Annotated in this window: 30 protein-coding genes; 18 read left to right on the top strand and 12 right to left on the bottom strand. The window is 39.0% G+C overall.

Annotated elements, in window-relative coordinates; genetic code table 11:
• Positions 1 to 463: 463 nt before the first annotated feature.
• The 6 genes from ACQKEV_RS11730 to ACQKEV_RS11705 all read left to right on the top strand — a co-directional run bounded on the left by ACQKEV_RS11730 (position 464) and on the right by ACQKEV_RS11705 (position 5882).
• Positions 464 to 1324 carry a DUF72 domain-containing protein gene (locus ACQKEV_RS11730; protein ID WP_427446311.1) on the top strand — a complete coding sequence of 287 codons (861 nt, stop codon included), beginning with the start codon at positions 464 to 466 and terminating at the stop codon, positions 1322 to 1324.
• Positions 1324 to 2148 (top strand): sulfite exporter TauE/SafE family protein, encoded by an 825-nt coding sequence (locus tag ACQKEV_RS11725; protein ID WP_427446309.1) that lies wholly within the window; start codon positions 1324 to 1326, stop codon positions 2146 to 2148. The genes ACQKEV_RS11730 and ACQKEV_RS11725 overlap by 1 nt, the downstream gene beginning before the upstream one ends.
• 12 nt (positions 2149 to 2160) lie before the next feature.
• Complete coding sequence (locus ACQKEV_RS11720) at positions 2161 to 3531, top strand: bifunctional metallophosphatase/5'-nucleotidase (RefSeq protein ID WP_427446308.1); 1371 nt, start codon at positions 2161 to 2163, stop codon at positions 3529 to 3531.
• A 38-nt stretch (positions 3532 to 3569) separates the two neighbouring features.
• Complete coding sequence (gene yunB / locus ACQKEV_RS11715) at positions 3570 to 4361, top strand: sporulation protein YunB (protein ID WP_427446307.1); 792 nt, start codon at positions 3570 to 3572, stop codon at positions 4359 to 4361.
• 214 nt (positions 4362 to 4575) lie between these two features.
• Positions 4576 to 5499 carry a lipoyl synthase gene (lipA, locus tag ACQKEV_RS11710; protein ID WP_427446305.1) on the top strand — a complete coding sequence of 308 codons (924 nt, stop codon included), beginning with the start codon at positions 4576 to 4578 and terminating at the stop codon, positions 5497 to 5499.
• Between the two features lie 14 nt (positions 5500 to 5513).
• Positions 5514 to 5882: a YutD family protein gene (locus ACQKEV_RS11705; RefSeq protein WP_427446304.1), complete on the top strand. Its 369-nt coding sequence runs from the start codon at positions 5514 to 5516 to the stop codon at positions 5880 to 5882.
• A gap of 13 nt (positions 5883 to 5895) precedes the next feature.
• On the opposite strand, the gene ACQKEV_RS11700 is transcribed toward ACQKEV_RS11705, so the two are convergent.
• Positions 5896 to 6162 carry a DUF3055 domain-containing protein gene (locus ACQKEV_RS11700; RefSeq protein ID WP_427446303.1) on the bottom strand — a complete coding sequence of 89 codons (267 nt, stop codon included), beginning with the start codon at positions 6160 to 6162 and terminating at the stop codon, positions 5896 to 5898.
• 90 nt (positions 6163 to 6252) lie between these two features.
• On the opposite strand from ACQKEV_RS11700, the gene hepT reads away from it, so the two are divergent.
• Positions 6253 to 6705 (top strand): type VII toxin-antitoxin system HepT family RNase toxin, encoded by a 453-nt coding sequence (gene hepT, locus ACQKEV_RS11695; protein WP_427446302.1) that lies wholly within the window; start codon positions 6253 to 6255, stop codon positions 6703 to 6705.
• Positions 6702 to 7463 carry a TIGR01457 family HAD-type hydrolase gene (locus ACQKEV_RS11690; RefSeq protein ID WP_427446301.1) on the top strand — a complete coding sequence of 254 codons (762 nt, stop codon included), beginning with the start codon at positions 6702 to 6704 and terminating at the stop codon, positions 7461 to 7463. The genes hepT and ACQKEV_RS11690 overlap by 4 nt, the downstream gene beginning before the upstream one ends.
• 31 nt (positions 7464 to 7494) lie before the next feature.
• On the opposite strand, the gene ACQKEV_RS11685 is transcribed toward ACQKEV_RS11690, so the two are convergent.
• Positions 7495 to 7731 (bottom strand): YuzB family protein, encoded by a 237-nt coding sequence (locus ACQKEV_RS11685; protein ID WP_269926506.1) that lies wholly within the window; start codon positions 7729 to 7731, stop codon positions 7495 to 7497.
• A gap of 143 nt (positions 7732 to 7874) precedes the next feature.
• On the opposite strand from ACQKEV_RS11685, the gene ACQKEV_RS11680 reads away from it, so the two are divergent.
• Positions 7875 to 8942 carry an NAD(P)/FAD-dependent oxidoreductase gene (locus tag ACQKEV_RS11680; protein ID WP_427446299.1) on the top strand — a complete coding sequence of 356 codons (1068 nt, stop codon included), beginning with the start codon at positions 7875 to 7877 and terminating at the stop codon, positions 8940 to 8942.
• A 49-nt stretch (positions 8943 to 8991) separates the two neighbouring features.
• Here the strand turns inward: ACQKEV_RS11680 and ACQKEV_RS11675 are convergent, their stop codons facing one another.
• Positions 8992 to 9318, bottom strand: coding sequence for a YuzD family protein (locus ACQKEV_RS11675; protein WP_427446297.1), 327 nt, complete (start codon positions 9316 to 9318; stop codon positions 8992 to 8994).
• A gap of 84 nt (positions 9319 to 9402) precedes the next feature.
• Between ACQKEV_RS11675 and ACQKEV_RS11670 the strand changes: the two genes are divergently transcribed.
• From ACQKEV_RS11670 to ACQKEV_RS11650, 5 genes are all read left to right on the top strand, one after another.
• On the top strand, positions 9403 to 9639 hold the full coding sequence (locus ACQKEV_RS11670) for a NifU family protein (RefSeq protein WP_269926503.1): 237 nt from the start codon (positions 9403 to 9405) through the stop codon (positions 9637 to 9639).
• Positions 9640 to 9935: 296 nt separating this feature from the next.
• Entirely contained in the window at positions 9936 to 10298 is a 363-nt protein-coding gene (locus ACQKEV_RS11665; protein WP_427446296.1) for a HesB/IscA family protein, read from the top strand.
• A gap of 214 nt (positions 10299 to 10512) precedes the next feature.
• Positions 10513 to 11727: an NAD(P)/FAD-dependent oxidoreductase gene (locus ACQKEV_RS11660; RefSeq protein WP_427446294.1), complete on the top strand. Its 1215-nt coding sequence runs from the start codon at positions 10513 to 10515 to the stop codon at positions 11725 to 11727.
• Between the two features lie 348 nt (positions 11728 to 12075).
• Positions 12076 to 12210, top strand: coding sequence for a YuiA family protein (locus ACQKEV_RS11655; RefSeq protein WP_427446292.1), 135 nt, complete (start codon positions 12076 to 12078; stop codon positions 12208 to 12210).
• A 182-nt stretch (positions 12211 to 12392) separates the two neighbouring features.
• Positions 12393 to 12722 (top strand): YuiB family protein, encoded by a 330-nt coding sequence (locus tag ACQKEV_RS11650; RefSeq protein ID WP_427446290.1) that lies wholly within the window; start codon positions 12393 to 12395, stop codon positions 12720 to 12722.
• 144 nt (positions 12723 to 12866) lie between these two features.
• Here the strand turns inward: ACQKEV_RS11650 and ACQKEV_RS11645 are convergent, their stop codons facing one another.
• The gene (locus ACQKEV_RS11645) at positions 12867 to 13343 is read right to left on the bottom strand and encodes a divergent PAP2 family protein (protein WP_427446288.1); all 477 of its coding nucleotides are present in this window, start codon (positions 13341 to 13343) and stop codon (positions 12867 to 12869) included.
• A 153-nt stretch (positions 13344 to 13496) separates the two neighbouring features.
• Here ACQKEV_RS11645 and ACQKEV_RS11640 point away from each other — a divergent pair, with 153 nt between their 5' ends.
• Complete coding sequence (locus ACQKEV_RS11640) at positions 13497 to 15008, top strand: leucyl aminopeptidase (protein WP_427446287.1); 1512 nt, start codon at positions 13497 to 13499, stop codon at positions 15006 to 15008.
• Between the two features lie 108 nt (positions 15009 to 15116).
• Positions 15117 to 15350 (top strand): hypothetical protein, encoded by a 234-nt coding sequence (locus ACQKEV_RS11635; RefSeq protein WP_427446286.1) that lies wholly within the window; start codon positions 15117 to 15119, stop codon positions 15348 to 15350.
• A 66-nt stretch (positions 15351 to 15416) separates the two neighbouring features.
• Here ACQKEV_RS11635 and mnhG read toward each other — a convergent pair whose 3' ends face one another.
• The 8 genes from mnhG to ACQKEV_RS11595 all read right to left on the bottom strand — a co-directional run bounded on the left by mnhG (position 15417) and on the right by ACQKEV_RS11595 (position 22639).
• On the bottom strand, positions 15417 to 15794 hold the full coding sequence (mnhG, locus tag ACQKEV_RS11630; RefSeq protein ID WP_427446285.1) for a monovalent cation/H(+) antiporter subunit G: 378 nt from the start codon (positions 15792 to 15794) through the stop codon (positions 15417 to 15419).
• Entirely contained in the window at positions 15775 to 16059 is a 285-nt protein-coding gene (locus tag ACQKEV_RS11625) for a Na(+)/H(+) antiporter subunit F1 (RefSeq protein WP_427446284.1), read from the bottom strand. Before ACQKEV_RS11625 ends, mnhG begins: the two co-directional genes overlap by 20 nt.
• Entirely contained in the window at positions 16059 to 16535 is a 477-nt protein-coding gene (locus ACQKEV_RS11620; RefSeq protein WP_427446283.1) for a Na+/H+ antiporter subunit E, read from the bottom strand. The genes ACQKEV_RS11625 and ACQKEV_RS11620 overlap by 1 nt, the downstream gene beginning before the upstream one ends.
• A 1-nt stretch (position 16536) precedes the next feature.
• The gene (locus ACQKEV_RS11615; RefSeq protein WP_427446282.1) at positions 16537 to 18021 is read right to left on the bottom strand and encodes a Na+/H+ antiporter subunit D; all 1485 of its coding nucleotides are present in this window, start codon (positions 18019 to 18021) and stop codon (positions 16537 to 16539) included.
• On the bottom strand, positions 18014 to 18355 hold the full coding sequence (locus tag ACQKEV_RS11610; protein ID WP_427446281.1) for a Na(+)/H(+) antiporter subunit C: 342 nt from the start codon (positions 18353 to 18355) through the stop codon (positions 18014 to 18016). Before ACQKEV_RS11610 ends, ACQKEV_RS11615 begins: the two co-directional genes overlap by 8 nt.
• Positions 18355 to 18777: a Na(+)/H(+) antiporter subunit B gene (locus tag ACQKEV_RS11605; protein ID WP_427446279.1), complete on the bottom strand. Its 423-nt coding sequence runs from the start codon at positions 18775 to 18777 to the stop codon at positions 18355 to 18357. The genes ACQKEV_RS11610 and ACQKEV_RS11605 overlap by 1 nt, the downstream gene beginning before the upstream one ends.
• Positions 18764 to 21184 (bottom strand): Na+/H+ antiporter subunit A, encoded by a 2421-nt coding sequence (locus ACQKEV_RS11600; protein ID WP_427446278.1) that lies wholly within the window; start codon positions 21182 to 21184, stop codon positions 18764 to 18766. Before ACQKEV_RS11600 ends, ACQKEV_RS11605 begins: the two co-directional genes overlap by 14 nt.
• 222 nt (positions 21185 to 21406) lie before the next feature.
• Complete coding sequence (locus tag ACQKEV_RS11595) at positions 21407 to 22639, bottom strand: MFS transporter (RefSeq protein WP_427457888.1); 1233 nt, start codon at positions 22637 to 22639, stop codon at positions 21407 to 21409.
• 141 nt (positions 22640 to 22780) lie between these two features.
• Between ACQKEV_RS11595 and ACQKEV_RS11590 the strand changes: the two genes are divergently transcribed.
• Positions 22781 to 23518, top strand: a complete 738-nt coding sequence (locus ACQKEV_RS11590; RefSeq protein WP_427446276.1) for a peptidylprolyl isomerase — start codon at positions 22781 to 22783, stop codon at positions 23516 to 23518.
• Positions 23519 to 23535: 17 nt separating this feature from the next.
• Complete coding sequence (locus ACQKEV_RS11585; protein WP_427446275.1) at positions 23536 to 23748, top strand: hypothetical protein; 213 nt, start codon at positions 23536 to 23538, stop codon at positions 23746 to 23748.
• The last annotated feature ends 289 nt before the right edge of the window (positions 23749 to 24037 follow it).

Here is a 24037-nt window from a genome sequence, read left to right as displayed (position 1 = left end):
AGCATTTACTGCTAGTGTACTAGCCAACGAGAAGGTGTCTGCATTCCAACAGGAGCGCAGCGAAAATAAGACCATTCAATCTAAAACCTGAATGGGAGCCATTCCACTCAATCGCTCCAGGCTCATTTCTGTGAGAGAAGAATGCTACTTAGTTTCTGCAAGTTAACTTGGAGCTGAGACGTGTTTGAGCGATAAAATGTTCTATATGAGCGATAAATCCTCGATATGAGCGATAAACCACGCGAAATGAGCGTTAAATTTTTCACAAACCCTAGCGAGGCATAAACTACGTCTCATTGTCCAAGTGTACTAGCCATTGAAACGGTGTCTACTTTCCAAACAAGAGCGCAGCGAAAACAAGACCATTAAACGCCATACTTCGCTGGAAATCCACAGAGGTTGTTTTGTCCTGTTGTCATTAGAAATTATGGTATGATAATGAACAAATGAAGGGGTGATGGAGATGATTCACGTCGGACTTACGGGATGGGGTGACCATCCGGACCTTTACAGCAAAGATTCAAAAAGTAGCGAAAAACTAGTCGATTACAGTGCACATTTCCCTGTGGTTGAGATGGATGCAGCTTTTTATGCGATTCAACCTGAACGTAATATGCGGAAGTGGATTCGAGAAACTCCTGAAACGTTCCAATTTATCGTAAAGGCCTATCAAGGGATTACCGGTCATCAACGTGGGGAATCACCTTTTGCAACAACCGACGAGATGTTCTCGTTATACAAAGAGTCGCTTGGTCCATTGGTGGAAGCCAATAAATTAAGCATGGTACTCGTACAATTCCCACCATGGTTTGATTGTCAAAAGAAACATGTTGACTACATACAGGAAGTGAAAGAACAACTCAAAGGGTATCCACTGGCTCTCGAATTCCGACACCAGTCATGGTATTATCCTGAGTTTAGGGAAAAGACACTCGACCACTTAAGGAAATATCATTGGATTCATTCGGTATGTGACGAACCTCAAGCGGGTGAAGGAAGTATTCCACTTGTCCCGATAGCAACTTCAAAGGACCAAGTATTGCTACGACTCCATGGCCGCAATGTTCATGGATGGCGGAATCCTGGAAACGACCAAAAGTGGAGGGAAGTTCGGTATCTATACGATTACAACAAAGTGGAGATGTTGCAATTAGCGAATGTCGTTCGATCATTGGACAAGCAGTCTAGACAAGTGACTGTGTTATTCAACAATAACTCGGGTGGGCATGCAGCTAAGAATGCCAAGCAATTTATGCAAATGCTCGATCTTCAATATGAAGGGCTGGCACCGAAGCAACTAGAGATGTTTGAAGGAGAATGGTAATGGAATATGTATTATTGGTGTTTGTGGGATTGTTATCCGGGATCGTAGGTGCTTTGGTTGGACTTGGAGGAGGCATCATTCTTGTTCCCGCAACTCTTTTTTTAGGAGGCTCCCTTGGATTAATTCCTGGAATCACACCTCAGAATGTCGTGGGGCTATCTGTCTTTATGATGATTTTTACTGGACTAGCCTCTACTTTGACATACATGAAAGCCAAAACAGTTGATTACCGCAGTGGTCTGATCTTTTTTGCTGGAAGTATTCCTGGTACAATTTTAGGCGCGTGGGTGAACAAAGGATTGGATTTACCTTCATTTAATTTATATTTTGGTATTTTAATGATTATCTTATCGACGTTATTAATGGTTCGGAAATACTTGAAACCTGTTGAGTGGTTTGTCAAACATGGTAAGCAAAGGGCATTTACTGATGAACAGGGGCAAAATTACGTGTTCGGATATCCAGTATGGTTCGCCTTGTTGCTGACTTTCGGAGTGGGCTTCGCTTCTGGTTTATTTGGTATTGGTGGAGGGTCCATTATTGTACCAGCCATGATTTTGCTATTTTTATTTCCACCACACGTTGCGGTCGGGACTTCCATGTTCATGGTGTTTTTATCTGCATTGGTGAACTCAGCTAGCCATATATCTCTAGGGAATGTACCGTGGTTATATACAATTCCTGTCGTTCCGGCTGCTTATATTGGAGCCAAAATAGGTGCACACTTAAATCAACGTATTCAATCGGAAACATTGGTATTTGCTTTGCGTATAATTCTATTACTACTCGGCGTTCGTTCGATAGCTGCGGGACTCATGGGATAAGGAGTTGGTCAAATGATTGAAACCATTCATTTTTATCATACCAATGATTTGCACAGTCACTTTCAACATTGGCCACGTATTCATGAACTCGTGACCACACGAAAAAAATGGCATCTTGAAGAAGGCGAATCAAGTTTCACGTTAGATATTGGAGATCATATTGACCGTTCACATATTTTTACTGAAGGAACACTTGGAAAAGGTAATGTTGATCTTTTGAATAAGGCTTTTTATGACGTGGCCACCATTGGTAACAATGAAGGCATTACATTGGCTTACGATGAATTGGAAAATCTTTATCAAGATGCACAATTTCAAGTAGTAGTAGGAAACTTGCTTAATCAAAATGGAGAAGTACCAACCTGGTTACAACCTACTACGATTCTTACAACTATCCATGGAACAAAAATCGGTGTAACTGCCCTTACAGCTGAGTACACGCATATTTATAAACAACTTGGATGGCAAGTGACAGATGCATTTATAGCTTTAAAAGCACATATTCAACAATTAAAAGGCAAAACCGATATCATCATTTGCATGTCTCATTTGGGCATTCAGGCAGATGAAGAGATGGCTGATCAATTTCCTGAAATAGATGTGATTTTCGGAGCACATACCCACCACATTTTGCATGAAGGAAAGCTGGTCAATCGATCTCTATTAGCTGCAGCCGGTAAATTCGGTTTTTACGTTGGGCATGTAACGCTGAGCTTTGATTTAGAGAAGAAAGAAATAGTAGAGAGACATGCACTTTTGTATGATACGAATGAGTTGAAAGAGAGTCCAGATGAAGAGGAATTTCTAAACGATTTAGTCAAAAAGGGTAAAGATCTCTTATTTGTTCCTGCATTTACCCAATCAGAACATCTTCAAAAAGAATGGTTTAAGGACTCCACTTTGTCATCTTATTTTGGAGACGCATTAACTGCATTTTGCAACACCGAGTGTGCTCTTTTCAATGCAGGTTTATTCTTGACGGATTTACATAAAGGTAATGTTACGCATTTTGATATTCACCAAATGATGCCTCATCCAATCAACCCATGTGTCATTGAACTCACAGGAGAAGAATTAAAAGATATATTTAAATTATCGTTGAATGAAAGCTGGCCAAATCTTGAAATAAAAGGACTGGGTTTCCGTGGTGTTGTGATGGGGAAAATGATCACTCATCAATTTAAAGTAGTTGATGAAACCTTGATTGTGCAAGGTCGTTACATAAACCCTACAGATAAAGTCCGATTAGCGACTCTAGATATGTTCACTTTTGGTTATTTCTTTCCTGCTTTTAAAGTACTGCCAAAGACTTACTTTATGCCGGAATTCATTCGGGATGTTCTGATTGCATACGGTCAAAAGAACAATTATAGGAATAATTGAGGCTTCCTGGTCGTAACATGACCTAGGAGGCTTTTCATGTGCGATTACGTAAAGTACCAAAAAGATCAGTTTACTGGAAGGGCAAAAATATTGTACCCATATTATTTGTTATTGTCGTAATCTCCGTTGCTTTAATGTTTTATCTCGTCAACGTTCGGCTGACGCCAATTTACTTACAATATGCAGAAGTTCAATCCAATAAGATTGCTTCACTTGTCGTAAGTAAAGCAATCAACTCACGCACCGCTGATGTGATGGATGTAAATGATATAATTGAAGAATTACCTACAGACCAACCCAATATGGTAACGACGAAATTCAAGACGGATATCATCAATCGGGTACAGGCAGAAACTAGCCAATTGGTGCAAACCCACTTGGAGCAGGCTGAAGAAGGGAACTTGGATAATTTACCTTATTTAGATGACATCGAGTATGATCCACAGGCAATGGAAGATAACGGGGGAATTGTGTTTTATGTACCACTTGGTCAAGCAACGAATATCCCGCTTCTTGGTAATCTGGGACCAAAAATTCCGATAAGATTCCATGTGATCGGCAATGTGCAATCAGACGTAATATACGAAATCACTGAGTTTGGCATTAACAATGCAATGGTAGATGTGAGCATTATCATAGAGGTTAATGTACAAGTCATCGTGCCACTGGCAACCAAAACAACGACAATCAAACGAAAAATCCCGGTTGCATTGGGAATCATCAGAGGTCAAGTACCTCAAATCTATACAAAAGGTGAAGGAAATACCCAACCTTCAGTAGAAGTACCATTACAGCCCCCACCAGTCTCAACTACACCACCACCTGAATGAACTGGTGCAAAGAGACTAGAATTGGCGACCTAATAGCAAGTATGATGCATGCTAGTTCAAAAGCTAAACAAAAAGCATAAGAAAGAGCGCCTCTTACACCGAGGCGCTTTATTTTATTGATTCCAGCGAAGGTTGTGGGACGTGATGGAATATGGTACATTGACAACAGTGAGTAACTTGCCTACATAGTCTGAAAAGAATGGGGTTAAAAATCATGACGACAAAAGAAACATATATCCGAAAACCTGCCTGGTTAAAAATTAAATTAAATACGAATGACAATTATAAAGGCCTAAAAAAAATGATGCGTGAAAACAATTTACATACTGTATGTGAAGAAGCCAAATGCCCAAATATTCACGAATGCTGGGGAACAAGACGTACAGCCACATTTATGATTTTAGGTGCAATTTGTACACGTGCGTGTCGTTTCTGTGCAGTCAAAACAGGCTTACCGAATGAACTTGATTTAGCGGAGCCAGAACGAGTAGCAGACTCAGTGGTCATGATGAATTTAAAACATGTAGTGGTAACTGCTGTAGCGCGTGACGATTTAAAAGATGGCGGGGCTGCTGTATTCGCAGAAACTGTGCGTGCAATTCGTCGTAAAAATCCATTCACCACAATTGAAGTTTTGCCGTCAGACATGGGTGGAATTGAAGAAAACCTACAAATGCTAATGGATGCAAAACCAGATATTTTAAACCATAATATAGAAACAGTTCGTCGTTTAACACCGAGAGTTCGTGCGCGTGCAAAATACGATCGTTCTTTGGAGTTTTTACGACGTTCAAAAGAAATGCAACCTGATATTCCAACAAAATCTTCTTTAATGGTTGGACTAGGGGAAACAAAAGAAGAGATTATTGAAGTAATGGATGATTTGCGTGCAAATAAAGTGGATATTATGACCATTGGCCAGTACCTGCAGCCATCTAAAAAGCATATTGCAGTTCAAAAATATTATTCACCGATTGAATTCGGCGAACTACGTAAAATTGCCATGTCTAAAGGATTTTCACACTGTGAAGCGGGACCATTGGTTCGCAGTAGTTACCATGCGGATGAACAGGTAAATGCAGCAGCAAAAGAAAAACAGCGTCTTGGTGACGAGCAATTAGCTCTCACAACAAGTTGATGGAGCGTGAATTGATGATTACAATCGATCGATGGGACTATGAGATTCTGATAGATTATCGAGAAGCATTTAAAGAAGAGGCTTTTCAAGATCGCTATAGTGAGATTTTAAATAAATATGATTACATTTTGGGTGACTGGGGATATGGACAACTACGCCTGAAAGGTTTCTTTGATGATAAAAATCAGAAAGCAACCTATGATACGAAAGTCAGTACATTGCAGGACTACTTGTATGAATACTGTAATTTCGGCTGTGCCTACTTTATTTTGAAAAAAACCGGACCGGCTAAACCGGTGGTAGTTCCAGCTATGATAGAAGAAGTTGTGAAAGAAGAAACACTACAAGAAGAAAACCTCGATTCGGATGTTCAATCATCCTAATCGAGGTTTTTTCTTATCCTAATAATTCCTGTAAATAATCGCGTAATTCTGCGGCTTCTTCTTCATTCCGGTTATAAACATGCTCCAAATAACCTTCTTCTTCTAAATCATCAGAACCCAATATAGCAAACCGATTATATTGAATATCCATTACAAGTACTTTACCGAAAAAACGGCTACTTTGTAAGATCGCCAAATCATATCTTTGGGATTCTCCGGTAAAGCTGACAAAACGAGTTTTTGTATCTTCGACATCATCATATAAATAAAATCGTTCCATAGGGCAGTTCTCCTTCCACTCCTAGCAATTATGGTACTATAGGATGGAAAAGACAATCAACCAAGAGAACATATAAAGTGAGGAAACCTTATGTATTTCGTAGACCGCAAAAAAATAAATATGACATTAACGTATATGACATCACTTTTAGAAATGCTTGAGACATTTGCAAATTCTACTATGAATGAATTCGAAAAACTGGCGTTGGAACGAATTGCTCAAAATATCATTGAGTCCATGATTGACGTAGGGAACTCAATGATAGACGGGTTCATCATGAGAGACCCTGGTAGCTATGAAGACATCATTGACATATTGACTGACGAAAAAGTTATTTCTGTTGAGATGGACGCTCCACTGAAAGAAGTGATTGAACTTCGTAAAATGTTGGTGAGAGATTTTATGAAAGTTGATCACGAGAAAGTACAAACCATTTTGCAAACAAATTTGCAAGCGTTAAGACAATTTCCTTTAAGCATCGAGCATTATTTAACCCATGAACTTGGGCCGGTTTCAGCATTTTTACCTGAGGATCCAGCATGAAAACATATAAATGTTATTGCATCGACCTGGATGGAACAGTCTATCGTGGAAAAGAACCGATTAACGAGACGGTACAATTTGTTCACCACTTGCAACAACAAGAAAAAGAACCGTTTTTTGTGACCAATAATGCATCACAGACACCTGATCAAGTGCTTTCGAAGCTTTCGGGCTTTGGGATAGAAGCAAAGCGCAGTCATATTATGACTTCGGCTATGGCAGCTGCGAAGTACATTGCTTATCATTACCCTGGCAAAGACGTGTCTATGATCGGGGAAAGAGGTCTTCACGATGCACTGCTCGAAAATGGCGTAAACATTGTTACTTCTTCAAAAGAAATTTTTGTGATGGGCATTGACCGGGAAATAACATACGAAAAACTGGCACAGGCTTGTTTGGACATCAGACAAGGTGCAACGTTTATTTCAACTAATAGTGATCGCGCTTTTCCTAATGAAAGAGGCTTAATGCCTGGAAATGGAGCGTTTACTGCACTCATACAAAATTCCACAGGTATTGAGCCAATATTTATTGGAAAGCCACAAGGGCATATGCTTGAAATGATTCAGCTTGAACATCATTATGAAAAAGAAGATATGGTGATGATTGGAGACAATTATGATACCGATATCATGGCAGGAATAAATTTTGGAATTGATACCATTCATGTGAATACGGGCGTGACTTCTACAGAAGAAGCGTTGCTGAAATCAGTACGACCAACAGTAACTTTTGGAACTTTAGTGGAGTGTATATAAAAAGGAGCTGCATCATCGCAGCTCCTAGGAGTTAAAATAGTGGATTTTCATCTATATATTCATAAATCTTCTTCGTTAGTTCATCTGGCGAATCAGCTTCTACGACATCACCATTCACAACTGCGAAAAAAGACTCAGCACATTTTGTACAATAACTTAAACAACCGTATTCCAGAACGTCTAGATTCGGGTCACGTTCTAATTGTTCAAACGTCTTTTGCGAACCATTCGCTAAATTACTGACACAAAATTCTACCATTGGATTCACGTTCTTCACCTCGCTACATCGCCATGCTACTCTTTTTTTTTTCGTTCGTCAATTCGAGTGTCTTATTGTGAAACTTCTCACAATGATTTATACTAACAACGTAAAGAAAGACTGTATATAAAATGCTCAAGGGAGATTTTTTTATGAAAAACTTAGTGCTACTTGGCGGTGGATACGGCAACATGCGTGTGTTGCTTCGTTTACTTCCAAATAATTTACCTGAAGATGTACAAATTACCTTAGTGGACCGAACACCATTCCACAGCTTAAAAACAGAGTTTTATGCATTGGCAGCTGGTACTGTCCCTGATCAAGAAGTGCGAGTGTCGTATCCAGAACATGAACGCTTAAAAATGGTCTACGGTGAAGTCGTTGAGATCAACCGTGAACAAAAAATGGTCGTGTTGGCCAACGATATCCAAATTCCTTATGATAATGTAGTTATTGGATTAGGTTGTGAAGATAAGTACCATGGTGTACCTGGTGCTGACGAATTCACTCTAAGTATTCAAACGATCGGTCGATCACGCGAAACATTCAATAAATTATGTGGATTGCCTTCTGGGTCTGTTGTAGGAATCGTAGGTGCCGGCTTAAGCGGAATTGAGCTTGCCAGCGAATTACGGGAATCACGTCCGGATTTAAGAATAAAATTGTTTGATCGAAGCCCACGTATTTTGCGTGACTTCCCAGAACGTCTAAGTAATTTCGTGAAAAAATGGTTTGATACGCACAATGTAGAAGTTATCAGTAATTCAAACATCACAAATGTGGAACCAACTGTTTTGCATAACCATGAAGAGACGATTGAAGTGGATGCAGTGGTGTGGACTGCAGGTATTCAACCTGTCGCACCTGTGCGAAACATGAATACGGAAACTGACTCTATTGGGCGTGTTGTGTTGACTCAATACCATAACTTACCTGAAGACGAAAGTGTCTATGTGGTCGGAGATTGCGCTGCGTTACCTTATGCGCCAAGTGCTCAAGTTGCGGAAGAACAAGCGGAACAAATTGTTGAAGTGCTTCATGCACGTTGGAAAGGCAAAGAGTTGCCTGAAACTATGCCGGAAATCAAACTAAAAGGTTTCCTCGGTTCTTTAGGGAAAAAACAAGGTTTTGCGTACTTGGCAGACCGCACAGTTACTGGACGTATTGCACGTTTGTTAAAATCCGGTGTGTTATGGATGTACAAGTGGCATAATGGCTGATGAATAGAAAGAGACCTGGAAGTTAAAAATAACTTCCAGGTCTCTTTTATTATTTACTCACAAAGCCATGCTTTTCTAATTCTACAAATACGGGTTGGAGTTGAATATACCCTTCACCAACCACTTCTCCAGCAACTAAAACGAGCGGGAAAAAGAATTCTTCTTCCAGTACACGGTTAGCCAATACTCTCTGACGCTCGTTGTCCACCGGCTTTTCAATATCAATATAAGTTATTTCATATGGTTGGTTAGGGTATTTGCGATCAATGGCTGCTTGAAGCCATTCATACGTATCTCTAGACGTAGGTGCATTTACACAGCTGGCGCAAACGACATCCGCACCATAAATTTCAATTGAAATTGCATTTTTCTCCATGATAATTATCTCCATTTCGTATGTACTGTTGGATTTTTTCTTCTCTTCACATTATAATAATTATAAGGAAAGGAGTCGAAATAAATGACTGATACAATGATGACAGAACAAGTTCAAGAAGTACTAGATAAATTACGTCCATTCTTACTCCGTGATGGTGGAGATTGTGAGCTTGTCGATATCGAAGATGGCATAGTCAAACTTCGTCTTCTTGGTGCGTGCGGAAGCTGCCCAAGTTCTACAATTACATTAAAAGCAGGTATTGAAAGAGCCCTATTGGAAGAAGTTCCAGGTGTCGTTGAAGTAGAACAAGTATTTTAATCCTGAAATTCCAAAATGCCATTTCTGACTGACACTCGTGTTGGAAGGTCTGAATCGAAAGTTTACTTTTGCTTGGTGACCTGGTGCATAGATAGGTAGCAGGACAATATGAAAAGTGTAGTGCCAGCTGTTTTTTATGCTGTACAATTGGGGGCCTTAAAAGGCTCCTTTTTTATACATATCTTTTCTCCATTATACCCAAAAGGTTGATTGTATGGAGAATCATTTTAAGTTGTTCTAGTTGTATGTAATTGTTCATAATTGGTATCATAAAGGATAGAAGGAAGGTGTAACGGATGACACAAGTTGTCGAATTATCAGAAGCTGCAGCTTACCAAGTGAAAGAAATGATGAGTCACAATGAAGAGCATGGAGCTTTTCTACGTGTAGCCGTGCATGGCGGTGGATGCAGCGGACTTTCATATGGAATGGGTTTTGAACAGGAAAAGAAAGACTCCGACATTACTCTTGAGCAACACGGTTTGACCATTCTAGTGTCAAGTGATGATGCAGCGATTATAAAAGGTACCGTGATTGATTATAAGCAATCCTTGATGGGCGGCGGGTTTACGATTGAAAATCCAAATGCCATTGCGTCATGTGGATGCGGTTCTTCATTTCGAACAGCCAGCAAAACAGGTACACCAGAAAATTGCTAAGACTAAGATTGATTGGTTTTTTTCTGTAAATTCAAACCTTTTACTCTTGACAAGATTATATTGAAATCAAAACATAAGAAGTATATTATAGAGGATAGTACATTTGTCGAAAAAGAGACAAATTCGCTTAAGTCTGATTGAAGTATGGAAATACTTCTTTTTTCTTAGACTGGACGAAATAATATAAAACTATTTAAAGGTGGTTTCGATCTTCGTGAAAAGACCGACAATTTTAGTATTAGGCGCCGGATATGGCGGTTTAGCAACCATAGTCAACTTACAAAAAAATATTGGACCTGACGTTGCGGATATTACACTAATCAACCAAAATGATTATCACTATGAATCAACTTGGTTACATGAAGCTTCAGCAGGAACTTTAAGACCAGATCAAGTACGATATGACATCGCAGATGTTATTAAATCAGATAAAGTAAAATTTGTTAAAGCTTCTGTAGAAGGAATCGATATTCCTGGAAAACAAGTAACAACTGATAACGGTGTGTTTACTTATGACTACCTAGTAATCGGTCTTGGATTCGAAGGCGAAACATTCGGTATTCCAGGTTTAGATAAATATGCTTTATCTATTGCAAATGTCAAAGCAGCGCGTCAAATCCGTGAACATATCGAATACCAATTCGCTACATGGTCAATGGAAGAAGTAAAAGATGATAGCCGCTTAACAATCGTTGTAGGTGGTGCTGGATTTACAGGTATCGAGTTCCTTGGTGAACTTGGTAACCGAGTTCCTGAACTTTGCAAAGAATTTGATGTACCTCAAGAAAAAGTGCGCGTTATTTGTGTAGAAGCTGCACCAATGGTATTACCAGGTTTCGATCCGGAATTAGTTGAATACGCTGTTGGACATCTACAAGCAAAAGGAATTGAATTCTCGATTGGAACACCAGTTGTTGAAGCAACTCCTGAAGGCGTTAAGATCAAAAAAGGTGAAGAAGAGTTTGATTTTGTGAAAGCTGGCACAGTAGTTTGGGCTGCAGGCGTTCGCGGAAATCGTTTAATCGAACAAACAGGCATCGAAAACATGCGTGCTCGCGTTAAAGTTGAAAAAGATATGCGTGCTCCAGGCCACGATGATGTATTTATCGTTGGAGATTGCGCTTTATTGATTAATGAAGAAGTTAACCGTCCATACCCACCAACGGCTCAAATTGCTATGCAACAAGGTGTGACCGTGGCGAAGAACCTTATTGCTTTAATCAATGGAGAACAAACAGAAACATTCGTACCTGATTTAAAAGGTAGTGTATGTTCACTTGGAGAAGACGATGCAATTGGCGTAGTCTTCGGTAAAAAAGTGACGGGTGCTAAAGCTTCATTCATGAAGAAAATGGTTGATAACCGTGCTCTATACATGTTAGGTGGCCCTTCATTAGTTGTTAAAAAAGGTAAATTCAACGTTTTATAATATTGATTTCTTAATCCCATCTGGATCTTCAGATGGGATTTTTTTTAGGTTTAATGCCATCGAAGCGTAAGTAAAGTTTTGAAGTGAATATATCCTGTTAATGCCTGTTAATGTAAAAAATTTAAGTATTCTATTATTATTGGGCAATTAATGGGCGTTTTACGCATATATAAGAAGATGTAGAGAATATGCAGCTCGTTTTATGAAAGATTAAGGAAAAAAGAGAATAAGAGAGGATATAAGAGTAAAAATAGTATGTATTCGTTTACATTGTATGGGAATATGGTTTACAGGTAAATCTCAGTATGTTATATTATCTGAAAATTAAGAATTTAAACCTAAAAGGAGATGGTCAATTTGACTACTTACAAAAAGGATGTTAAAGCCAATCTATGCCCATACTGCAAAGGAAACGGATACTTCCAATTACGCCTTGGTGGATCTGAGACATGTTCGTGTTGTGCTGGATCAGGCAGAAAATAATCAGCAATGAAGGTTCTTTTCGTAAATATGCGAAAAGAGCCTTTTTTTGTACTTGTTAGAAGGATGAAAAGCTCATTGTAGTCAGTAACTTGTTACATTCCGATGAACAACTCACCAGGATATTGAAAGGTACATATCAATCATGTAAACTGTTGAAAGGAACGCATGGAGGGAACAATTCAATGGACGGTAATTTTACACTTGTAACGGTTATGTTATCCGTATTAATATTTATGGTTATGTTTTTCGGAATCGGTTTTTTACTCAATATGTTACTTCGCATGACATGGTTAATGGCAATTGTCTATCCAATAATCGTTATCTTAATCATCGATGAAGTAGATTTCTTTGAATACTTCACATCACCTGTGATGGCATTTCAAGCGCTTGGAGATAAATTATTGGCTCTTCATTTCGCAGATATTTTAGTTTTGTCGAGTGGTTTGGTTGGCGCAATCATTGCAGGAATCGTCATCAAACTGTTACGTAAAAATGGATATCAAATGTTTTAACGATGAAAAACGTAAATTGTCTTTTAAGCTCAACACTGACGCTTTATGTGACTAGTCGCACATGGGGATAAAAAGTTCTATATGAAGTTTAATATTTCCATTAACCAAAAAGCAGTGAAGCTCGTAAAAGAGCTTCACTGCTTTTTATAATATGAAGACATAAATGATAATGGAAATGACTATTCCAGTCAGTGCGCCTATAAACACTTCACTTGGTTTGTGACCAAGAAGAGTTTTGAGCTCTTCAATTTTTTCTTCATTTTTTTTCTGAGCCCATCCTTTTGATTGATTAACAAATACTTGAAAGTCAATGCGCATTTGATTAATCATGATTGCTTGCTGTCCAGCTTGGAAACGCACACCGGTCGCATCAAACATGACGATGATGGCAAAGATTGCAGACACAGCGAAAAGTGGTGAACCGAGGCCAGTTTCAAAGGCCACTGCAGTAGTTAAAGCCGTTACTGCTGCAGAGTGGGAACTCGGCATGCCTCCAGTTGAAGTGAATAGCTTCCAGTCCACAACTCCTGTGACTAAATAGGTAATCGGGATTTTTACGAGTTGAGCAAATATGATTCCGAATAACGCTGCAAGGAGTGGAATATTTGTTAGAATGTCCATTGTTGTCCACCCTTTCATGTTGAATTGTATAGTAAAGTATACCACATCTATAACTCTCAAAAACGCGTAAAATCATCTAATGACAGATAATTCGAAAAGCGTAACATATTCGTATATAATAGAATTCGAATGTAAATAGATGGAGGGGTTTATGTGAAAGTAAATGTTGCAGGTATTAATTTTAATGAAGTACAAACAGATGTATTGATTGTGGGAACATTTAAACATCCTGAAAACACACAAGGTTGGTCAGACTTTGTTTCTTTCTATGGTTCATCCTTGGAAAAATGGTTAAAGACCGGAGATGTTTCGACTGATCGCAAGGAATTGACGAAATTACCAACACTTCAAGAGGGCAAACTTCAACGCATTTTCTTTGTTGGCCTTGGCGATCGTAAAACTTTAGATCAAGATGAATTACGTGATATTTTTGGGACAGTTGGAAAAGAACTGGTTTCATCTAAAACATCAAGTGTATCCATCTGGTTGGATTCGTTTATCAATGAAGATATTGAAATAGAAGATGCGGCTTATCTTTCTGCAGAAGGAATTGGGATGGGACTATATAAAGTGCCGAACTACAAGACTTCTTCAAATGAAGTAGAAGCTTATCTGGACCATGTTGAATTGTTAACGAATTCGGATGAACAGGAAATTTTGGCTTATTTTGAAGTAGGACAAGTGTATGCAGAAGCAGTTAATGAAGCCCGTACGCTAGTAAACATGCCTTCGAACGTATTGACGGCAACCAAAATGGCTGAGTACGCAAAAGAATTGGCAGAAACATATGATTTCGAATATGAAGAACTAGGCAAAGCTGAAATGGAAGAACTGGGAATGGGCGCTATTTTGGCAGTGAATCAAGGTTCAACAGAGGAACCAAGATTAATGGTCATTAAATATCGCGCAAATGAAGAATGGACTGATGTTGTTGGTCTGGTAGGTAAAGGGATTACTTACGATACTGGTGGTTACTCCATTAAGCCTAAGGATGGCCTCGTTGGCATGAAAGGGGACATGGGAGGTGCAGCAGCTGTTTTAGGTGCAATGCGCATCATTGGTGAAACACGCCCTAATAAAAACGTCATAGCTGTCATTGCGTCTACTGATAACATGATTTCAGGCAATGCGTTTAAACCGGATGATGTCATCACTTCTTTAAGTGGGAAAACGATTGAAATCCTGAATACGGATGCTGAAGGTCGACTTGTTTTGGCTGATTCGGTCACATATGCCAAGCAACAAGGCGCGAACTATATTGTAGACGTAGCAACTTTGACTGGTGGTGTAATCATCGCTCTTGGTAAAGATAAAACAGGTGCATTAACGAATGATGAAACGTTCTTTGAAACATTTTTAGAAGCTACAGTTGAAACAGGTGAGTTTGTTTGGAGATTGCCTTTAACTGAAAGTGATAAGAAACGTATTCGCAAAAGTGATGTGGCCGACTTAAACAATTCACCTGGACGTGACGGTCATATGATTTTCGGTGGTGGGTTTGTTGGTGAATTTGTTGAAAATACACCTTGGATCCATTTAGATATCGCTGGCACTTCAGATGCAAGCGCTGCACACGATTTAGGACCAAAAGGTGGAACTGGGGCAATGGTCCGTTCTTTAGCGACGCTTATTGAACGAATGAGCCTGGAAGATACTGAAGAATAAATCGGTAGAATGTAAAGACTAGTATTACAGTGCTATTTTGGCTTATAGGCTATATGCATATGTCACACTTCCTTTTTTTCATACGTTAGGAAAGAGAGGAGGGGACATATGAATCGCTATCGACCTTACGGTGGAGGATTTGGAAGAGGATTTGGTGGTGGATTTGGACGTGGGTTTGGAGGACTAGGCTTTTTTGGTGGTCCATTTTTAGGGGGCTTGGCAGGAAGCTTGCTTGGTTCAGCATTCTATAATCAACCATACTATCAACCTTATCCTTATTATCCATACCAATACCAATATCAATACCCATATTATCCTTATAATCCATATCGCCCATATTAAAAAAACGCTTTTGCTCTCCCATTATGGGAACAGCAAAAGCGTTTTATTTTATTTCAGGCTTGAGCTTTACGTTTTTCTATGTTCATGTTGTTTTTTACGTTCAGCTACAACAGGAGCTAATTCATCTCTAACTGATTTATCCCAAAGTTTTACGCCTGATAAATAGGCAGAGCGGCCGATGACATGTCCACCAACTGGCCCTGTGATAAATAGAAATACAATGCCTAGTAGAATTCGGGTATTAATATGACCTTCAATTAACCAGAAGTGGAGAAATACACCGAGAAGGATGAACATAACCCCGAGCGTAGCGCTTTTGGATGCAGCATGAGTTCGGGAATAAACATCTGGCAGGCGAATCAATCCAATTGCGGTAACAAGAATGAAAATTACCCCAAATCCAATAGTAGAAACAATTAGGATATTAGCTATGATCGTTATCACGTTGGATAATCTCTCCTTTCTCTAAAAACTTAGAGAAAGCCACAGTGCCAATAAATGCTAAAATTGCGAGCAGTAAAATGATTTCTAGGAAAAAGCTGGTATCAACGAGAATAGAAAATATACCTATTATTGATATCAGTGCAACCCCCAATGAATCCAGCGCTACAACTCTGTCAGGGATAGTAGGACCGGCAATCATTCTATAAATAAAAGCCAACATGGACAGGCTAATCAATATAACCATGACCCAAAAGAATACCATCATCAGCGGCTCACCTCCTGTATGGCTTTTTCAAATGTATTTTTTATTGAAGCAATTGCTTCGTCCGCATCGTCATAATGCAATGCATGGATATATAAAATTTTGGAATCCTTAGACACGTCGATAACAAGGGTACCAGGTGTCAATGTAATTAAACTTGCTAAAAGCGTGATCTCCCAATCCTTTTCCACTTCAATGGGCAATGCGAATATCGCAGGTTTAATCGGCATCTTCGGCTGAATAATCAACAACAGAACCTGAATATTAGCCATGATTAATTCCTTTAAGAATAGCATGATCAGTTTAATCACGGCCCACACACGATTCATATAGAACCGCCCTGGAAAGAATCCTTTCGTTATCCACAGCATGAGCATCCCTAATAAAAATCCGACGATAAACGTGGAAGCATTAAATGATACGGATAAAAACATCCAAAGAAAGGCGATAAAAAAGTTTAGCATGATTTGAAATGCCATTTTATGCACCTCCTAAAACAGCTTTTATATAGAGTGAAGGTTCTAGCAATACATTTGCTGCGTCACTCATATAAGCGACCAACCACTCTGAGCCTATGCCGTACAAAACACTGATTCCTACTAAAATGGCTGCAGGTATAAACAATCCGCGGTAATGCTGTCTTGTAAGAGGTTTGATATCGAGCGGCTCACCCCAGAAAGCATAAATGAAAATACGGACAACGGATAATAAAACAGCGAGACTAGAAAGTAAAATCAAAATACTTCCCCATAAATTCCCTGCTTCAAATCCACCTTGTACAATAAGCAATTTTCCTATAAATCCACTCAAAGGTGGTATACCGGCTAAGCCAAAAGCAGCTATTAAGTAAGTCCATCCAAGCATCGGATAAGTTTTAATCAATCCACCCATTTTTCTTAAATCAGATGTGCCAGTAATCGCAATAATGACACCAATTAATAAGAACAAAGCCCCTTTAATCAAAATGTCATGAATTAAGTAGAATACAGAACCCATTAATGCGGCTTCGTTCATTTGGGATGCACCAAATAAAATAACGCCAACAGCAATAATGATGTTATAAATGATAATTTTCTTTACATCAAAGTAAGCCAATGCACCAATACATCCCGCAATGATCGTTAGAATCGAAAGGATCATTAGCATTTCGTGTGTAAAACCTTGATCCAGTGTGAAGAACAGAGTATATGTACGCATAATGGCGTAAACGCCAACTTTGGTCAATAATGCTCCAAATAAGGCCAATACAGGAATTGGTGGTGCCGCGTAAGAGCTTGGCAACCAGAAATAAAGCGGAAATATCGCACCTTTCAGACCAAAGACCATCAGGAATAATACCGCGATGACTGTGATAATTCCAGGTTGATCAATTTGTGCGATTTTCACTGAAATATCAGCCATATTCAAAGTGCCGATAACGGAATACAAATAAGCAACGGTCACAACGAATAAAGCAGATGAAATGACGTTCACTAAAATATATTTAATAGATTCCCGTAATTGTTCTTTTTCACCACCGAGAACAATTAATAAGTAGGAAGACATAAGTAATACTTCAAAAAATACGAACATGTTGAAAATGTCGCCGGTGGTAAATGCACCATTCACACCCGTTAACATGAACAAGATGCCAGGATAGTAGAAATAGGATTCTCGATCCTTCCCGATTGATGAAAAACTATACCAGACAACTAAAAGGGCAATCAATGTCGAGGACAGGACGAGTAATACTGATAACATATCCGAAACCATCGAGATACCAAATGGGGCAGGCCAGTTACCGAGTGTAATGGCTTGAATGCCATCTGTTTTAACTTTGAACAGTAATACAAGAGTTACTCCAAAGGTTAGTACAAGAGCAGTAGAAGCAACTGTTCGTTGTGCAAGAATCTTCTTTGGAAAAAGCATTAAAATCATGGCAAAGAAAAAAGGAAGTAAGATGGGGAACAAAAGCAAATTAATCATGATCTTCAGTTCCTCTCATTAAATTCATATTATCTGTACCCAATTCCTGATAAGCGCGATAAGCAAGAACCAAGAAAAAAGCAGTTACACCGAAACTGATGACGATCGCAGTCAAAATCAGTGCCTGGGGAAGAGGGTCAGCATAATCCGTCACACCAGGTGAAACAACCGGCGGTGCGGTTCCTTCAAGTCCACCCATCGTCAGAATCAGTAAATGTGCTCCATGACTGAGTAATCCGGTACCAATAATAATGCGCAGAAGACTTTTAGAAAGCATTAAATAAACTGCTGCCATGAATAGAAAACCGATGACAAAACACATGACAATTTCCATTAATCATCAGCTCCAATCGATTGAATAATGGTCATCGTAACGCCTACAACAACTAAATATACTCCTGTATCAAACAACATAGCGGTATGTAATGACTGTTTCCCCAATAGAGGAAGATTGAAATAATCAAAGGCATGTGTAAAGAAAGGCACATTGAAGAAAATGGATCCTGCAGCTGTACTTAATGCCAATAATAATCCAATTGCCGTCATGACCGTGTAGTTGATTGGTAGTGCAGTTGTAACAGTTTTTAAATCAAATGCCAGCAACAACAGGACGATCCCGCTGGCGGTCAGTAAACCTCCTACAAATCCGCCACCCGGTGTGTAATGACCAGCAAAGAAAATGTGAATCGAAAAGAGAAAAATGATAAAGAAGATGATTTTTGTAGTTGTTTGTAAAATAACATCATTTGTCTTCAATTCGATTCACCTCTTTCTTTTTAGTCAAGCGCAGCTGAATCAACGCAATAATGCCAAGAGATGCGATTGCGAGAACTGCAATTTCAAATAAAGTATCAAATCCGCGATAGTCGACTAAAATGACATTTACGATATTACCGCCACCAGCTTCTGTATAGACCGTTTTTTCATAATATGATGAAATGGACGGGACCAGCTTCTGTGAATGAGCAGAAAGCGCAACGATGGTAACGGTAACGCCAACGCCAATTGCAACCATTGCATTGCCCAAACGGAATTTCATTCGATTTTCATGACGATTTAACTTTGGTAAATGGTAAAAAGCTAATAGGAACAGGGCAACGGAAACGGTTTCAATTACTAATTGGGTTAATGCCAGGTCTGGAGCATTAAAAATGACAAAGAATAGAGCAACTGAGTAACCTACTGCACCCAATGCAATGATGGAAGTTAATCGGGACTTAGCCAATAAGATGGTCAATGTCCCAGCGATTAACACAAGGGCAATAATCAGTTCGTAAAAACGAATCGGTGCCAGCGTAGCGAAACTGATATCAAAAGCTTCTTTAATGAAAACTGTACTGATCGTTAAAAGAACAATTCCAGTAAACATATACACTAAATATGAGCGAATGAAGCCCGTCATATAAATTCTAGATAGACGGTTTGTCCCAACTTCACTTAAAAACATCATTGTGTCGTACAGACGATTAAGGGTGAAACCTTGCGGGAATTTGTTGTATAGTGGTTGCCATCTAGTCAAGGTCGCATATAGGAGATACCCCAATAGGAAAATCCCAATGGTCATACACAATTCAATACTGGGCCAATGCCAAGCTTTAATGTGAATGTCTATATCGTCAGGTACAGCGTAAAGGTAGGGCTGTATAGCCACAACAGCTGGTTTAACCAAAACATCACCAATGACATTAGGAATAAAGAAGATTGCTACTACGAGAGCTCCTAAAATGGCAGGTGAAATGAGCATGCCAATCGGTGCTTCGTGAGCTTGTTTTGGTAATAGATCCGGTTTGTATTTCCCAGTAAACGTGCGGAATACAAAATAGAAACTATATACAAATGTGAACACGCTGGCAATCCAAGCGATAATCGGGAATAATATCCCCCAAGTATCAAACGCAAACAAATTAAACTCTGGTATGGAGAGCATTCCAGTTAGAAACATCTCTTTACTCAGGAAACCGTTAAATGGAGGAAGGCCTGCCATTGAAAAACTTCCAATAAGAGCAATGGTAAAACTGATTGGCATCAAGCTCATGAGGCCACCGAGTTTTCGAATATCTCGTGTCCCAGTCTCATGATCGACGATACCGGCAATCATGAACAGACTGCCTTTAAATGTTGCGTGATTCACTAAGTGGAAAATAGCTGCAAAAGCAGCATATTTAAAGATGGAATTCTCTTCAATTCCTGTGTGGAAAGAAATCGCTCCTGCACCAAGTAAAGACATAATCAAGCCAAGTTGACTTACTGTTGAGAAAGCCAAAATGCCTTTTAAGTCTGTTTGTTTCAAAGCGAAGAATGAACCCCAAAAAAGTGTTAATAATCCACTCCCAGTCACAAGCCAAATCCACCATTCTGAACTTGCGAATATTGGCGTGAACCGAGCTACTAAATAAAGGCCGGCTTTAACCATTGTGGCTGAGTGTAAGTAAGCACTGACGGGAGTAGGTGCTTCCATTGCATCCGGTAACCAAATATAGAATGGGAACTGTGCAGACTTGGTGAAAGCCCCTAGTAAAATGAGAATTAGAGACCATACAAACCATTCATGGTTGGCGAGCTCTGGAGCGGAATCAATCAATTCCCGAATTGAATAAGTGTCTCCCATTATCGAGAGAAGAACGAAGCCACCGAGCATCATTAATCCGCCAAATACGGTAATCATCATTGATTTTAAAGCACCAAAGCGGGAACGATCTCGTTTATACCAATACCCAATCAATAAGAATGAAGAGATTGATGTCAATTCCCAGAAGAAATACAAACTGATCATATGATCGGATTGTACAACCCCAAGCATCGCTGTCATGAAGAGTAACAAATAAACGTAGAAATTATGCAATTGCTCACGTGTTTTATCCAGATAGAATATGGAATATAGCACGACCAATGAGCCAATACCGGTAATGAGTAGAGAGAATAACAAACTCAATCCGTCTATGTATGAGGTAACCGCAATGTTCAACGAAGGAATCCATTCGAAAGAGGAAGTAAATGAGTCTCCATGCTTAACCTTTGATAGAAATGTGGAATAGAGGCTGAACAATATGACTGGAACGGCTAGTACAAACCAACCGGTGTGAATGCCACGTACTTTTTTATATAAAAAAGGAATCACAAGTGCGGCAAGCATGGGGATGAAAATAAAATAGACAAAAGACAAGTTAATCCTCCTTTTTAGAAAAATCACAATTTCTCACTGTAAAGTCAATTATAGCGTACACATTGAGTGTTTGCATGAGATACTCCTTACAGTTCAAGGAGTTGTCTCCTAACTTTCAACAAGATGATAAATAGGAAGAAACAACAGTAGATTTCATGAAAAATCATAAAAAATTCACAAAAAAAAACGTCTCTCATGAATGAGAAACGCTTTGAAAATGAATTAAGCTTGCTGATGTGCTTCTTCATTTAGCAACACTTTTTCAAAATCTTGTTCGGGTTTTTTACGAGTAGATGTCAGAACTAAATATGACAAGAGAAATAATGCACCTGTGACGAAAAAGACAGAAGAAATCCCTATATATCCACTGATAATTCCGCCTAACATCGGACCTATGATATTCCCGAAAAATCGAAAACTCGTATTGTAACCCATCATCTCACCTTGAATCTCTATTGGAGATTCGCGTCTGACCAGTGCAGTCGTAATTGGGACCAAGCCGCCAACGGCAATCCCAAATAGGAGTCTTAATATAATTAACTGCCATAGCTCTGTTACAAAAGCTTGCGGAACAATGAAAAGAAAAGCCAGAATTAGCAGGAAACTTAACACTTTTTCATAACCAATGGAATCTCCCAGTTGTCCCCATTTTCTTGCGAATAATAAATTTCCAACTCCTGCTGCACTGAACGTAATTCCTGCAAGCAAAGCTACTTGAGAGGAATCGGTCAATCCTGAAACGTATAGCGAGAGAAGGGGCTGGATGCTGAAGTTCCCGATTTGAATCAAGGCAGTAATAATCATTACGTTAAATACCAATCGATGATGAATGATTCCAGATAACACGGTTTTTCGTGAATACACATGAGCATCAGCTGCAGGAATATTTTTTGTTTCCCTTATACCAACCAAAATAAGAATTGCTGCAAATGCAATGACTGCGGATGTGATGACAAATGTATACTGAAAACCAAATGAATCTGCAAGTAAACCACCTAGAACAGGTCCGAATAACGTACCAGAAACACTTCCCATTTGCAAAGTTCCAAGTGTCTTACCGGCTACCTCTTTAGGTGTTTGGGAACTGATGAAAGCCAGTGATGTTGGTATAAATCCAGTAACTACCCCCATAAACAATCGTAAAAAGAAGAAAGCTTCCACTGAATGTACAAACCCCATGAGTAGAATACTGAAGGATATCCCAAAACCTGTAATGATTAATATCGGTTTATAACCGAAGCGATCAGCGATTCGTCCCCAGATTGGAGACATAAGGAAAGCTGAAACGAATGTAATGCCAAAAACAAAACCTGACCATTTTTGTACATATGAATCAGAAAAGTCACCCATTGTATCTATATAAAGTGACAGGAAGGGCATAATCATCGTTGCGGTTCCTGCTACTAAAAAATTTGATATCCATATAATATAGAAATTTCTTTTTTGATTGACCAAATAAATTCCTTCTTTCATTTCGACTACAAAGTATTCGTTATTGTTTAATTATAAAACATTTCGTCTAACGAAGGAAGTGGTATGACTTATTTACTGAAATTGTTAACAGAATATGATAGACTATTTTAGGGTGAAATGAACATGAAAAAACGAGGATGGCTGTTATTAATTAGCTTGTTTGTCCTGTTAGCAGGATGTGGCACGAAAGAAAGTGTCGAAACAGAAAAACCAACTGAAGAAACGCAAGAAACTACTACAACTACAACTACAACTGAAGGAGAGAGTGCAATGTATCCACAATTATCAACAGAAGTTGCTACAAATGAAGCGTTAGTCGTAATGAACACAACAATGGGTGCGATTAAAATTAAACTTTTCCCAGAAATCGCTCCTAAAACAGTCGAAAACTTTATTACTCATGCTGAAAATGGTTATTATGATGGCATCATTTTCCACCGAATCATTCAAGACTTCATGATCCAAGGTGGCGACCCAACTGGTACAGGTATGGGTGGAGAAAGCATTTACGGACCTAAATTTGAAGATGAGTTCTCGGATAAAGCTTTCAACTTGCGTGGCGCATTATCAATGGCGAACGCCGGTCCAGGTACAAACGGAAGTCAGTTCTTTATCGTTCAAGCTAGCCGTGTAGATTCAAGCATGCTAAACCAATTGAAACAAGCTGGATACCCAGAAGAAATTATTGAAGCTTATTCTAAAAACGGTGGAACACCATGGTTGGATAACCGTCACACAGTTTTTGGACAAGTTATTGAAGGTATGGATGTTGTAGATTCGATGACTAAGGTTAAAAGGAATTCAAGCGACAAACCACTTGAAGACATCAAAATCGAATCTATCGAAGTACTTCAAAAATAAGTTAGGAAGTGTTCCAAATGAATAATTGGATTCTCAACTTTCTATACTTTCCAGAAGATAAGTCTGCCTATATTCCTGCTGCTTTTCAATTCTTGATCTTTGCAATTCTTTGCGTCCTTGCTTTTCGCTGGATTATCAAACTTTCCAAAAAACAAGAACAAAAGACAAAGGATTTAGAAGAACGTATTTTACGTGAACGTCAGATCGACAAACAAAAAGATTCACAATAAATATGTAAGGGGCTGTCCAAAAAGTCATGAAAAATGACTTTTGAGGACAGCCCCTTTTTTATAGAATAGTTGCCTGTGAATATTGATATTCCTTAAAACAGTTGCGCTTTCCGAGGTGGATCCATATCTCAAAAAAAGTAGATAGATAAAAAATTAGGAGATAAATGGATAGTTGCAACGAAATCTCGAAAGTTGCAACCAAATCAGGAAAGTTGCAACGAAAACTGCAAAAGTTGCAACCAAATCCGAAAAGTTGCAACCAAATCGAAAAAGTTAATATTATTTTTGA

The organism is Paenisporosarcina sp. NPDC076907, from assembly GCF_050269735.1.
GTDB lineage: Bacteria > Bacillota > Bacilli > Bacillales_A > Planococcaceae > Paenisporosarcina.
Note: the sequence above shows the minus strand (reverse complement) of the source record. Positions and strands in the feature narration are given on the sequence as shown.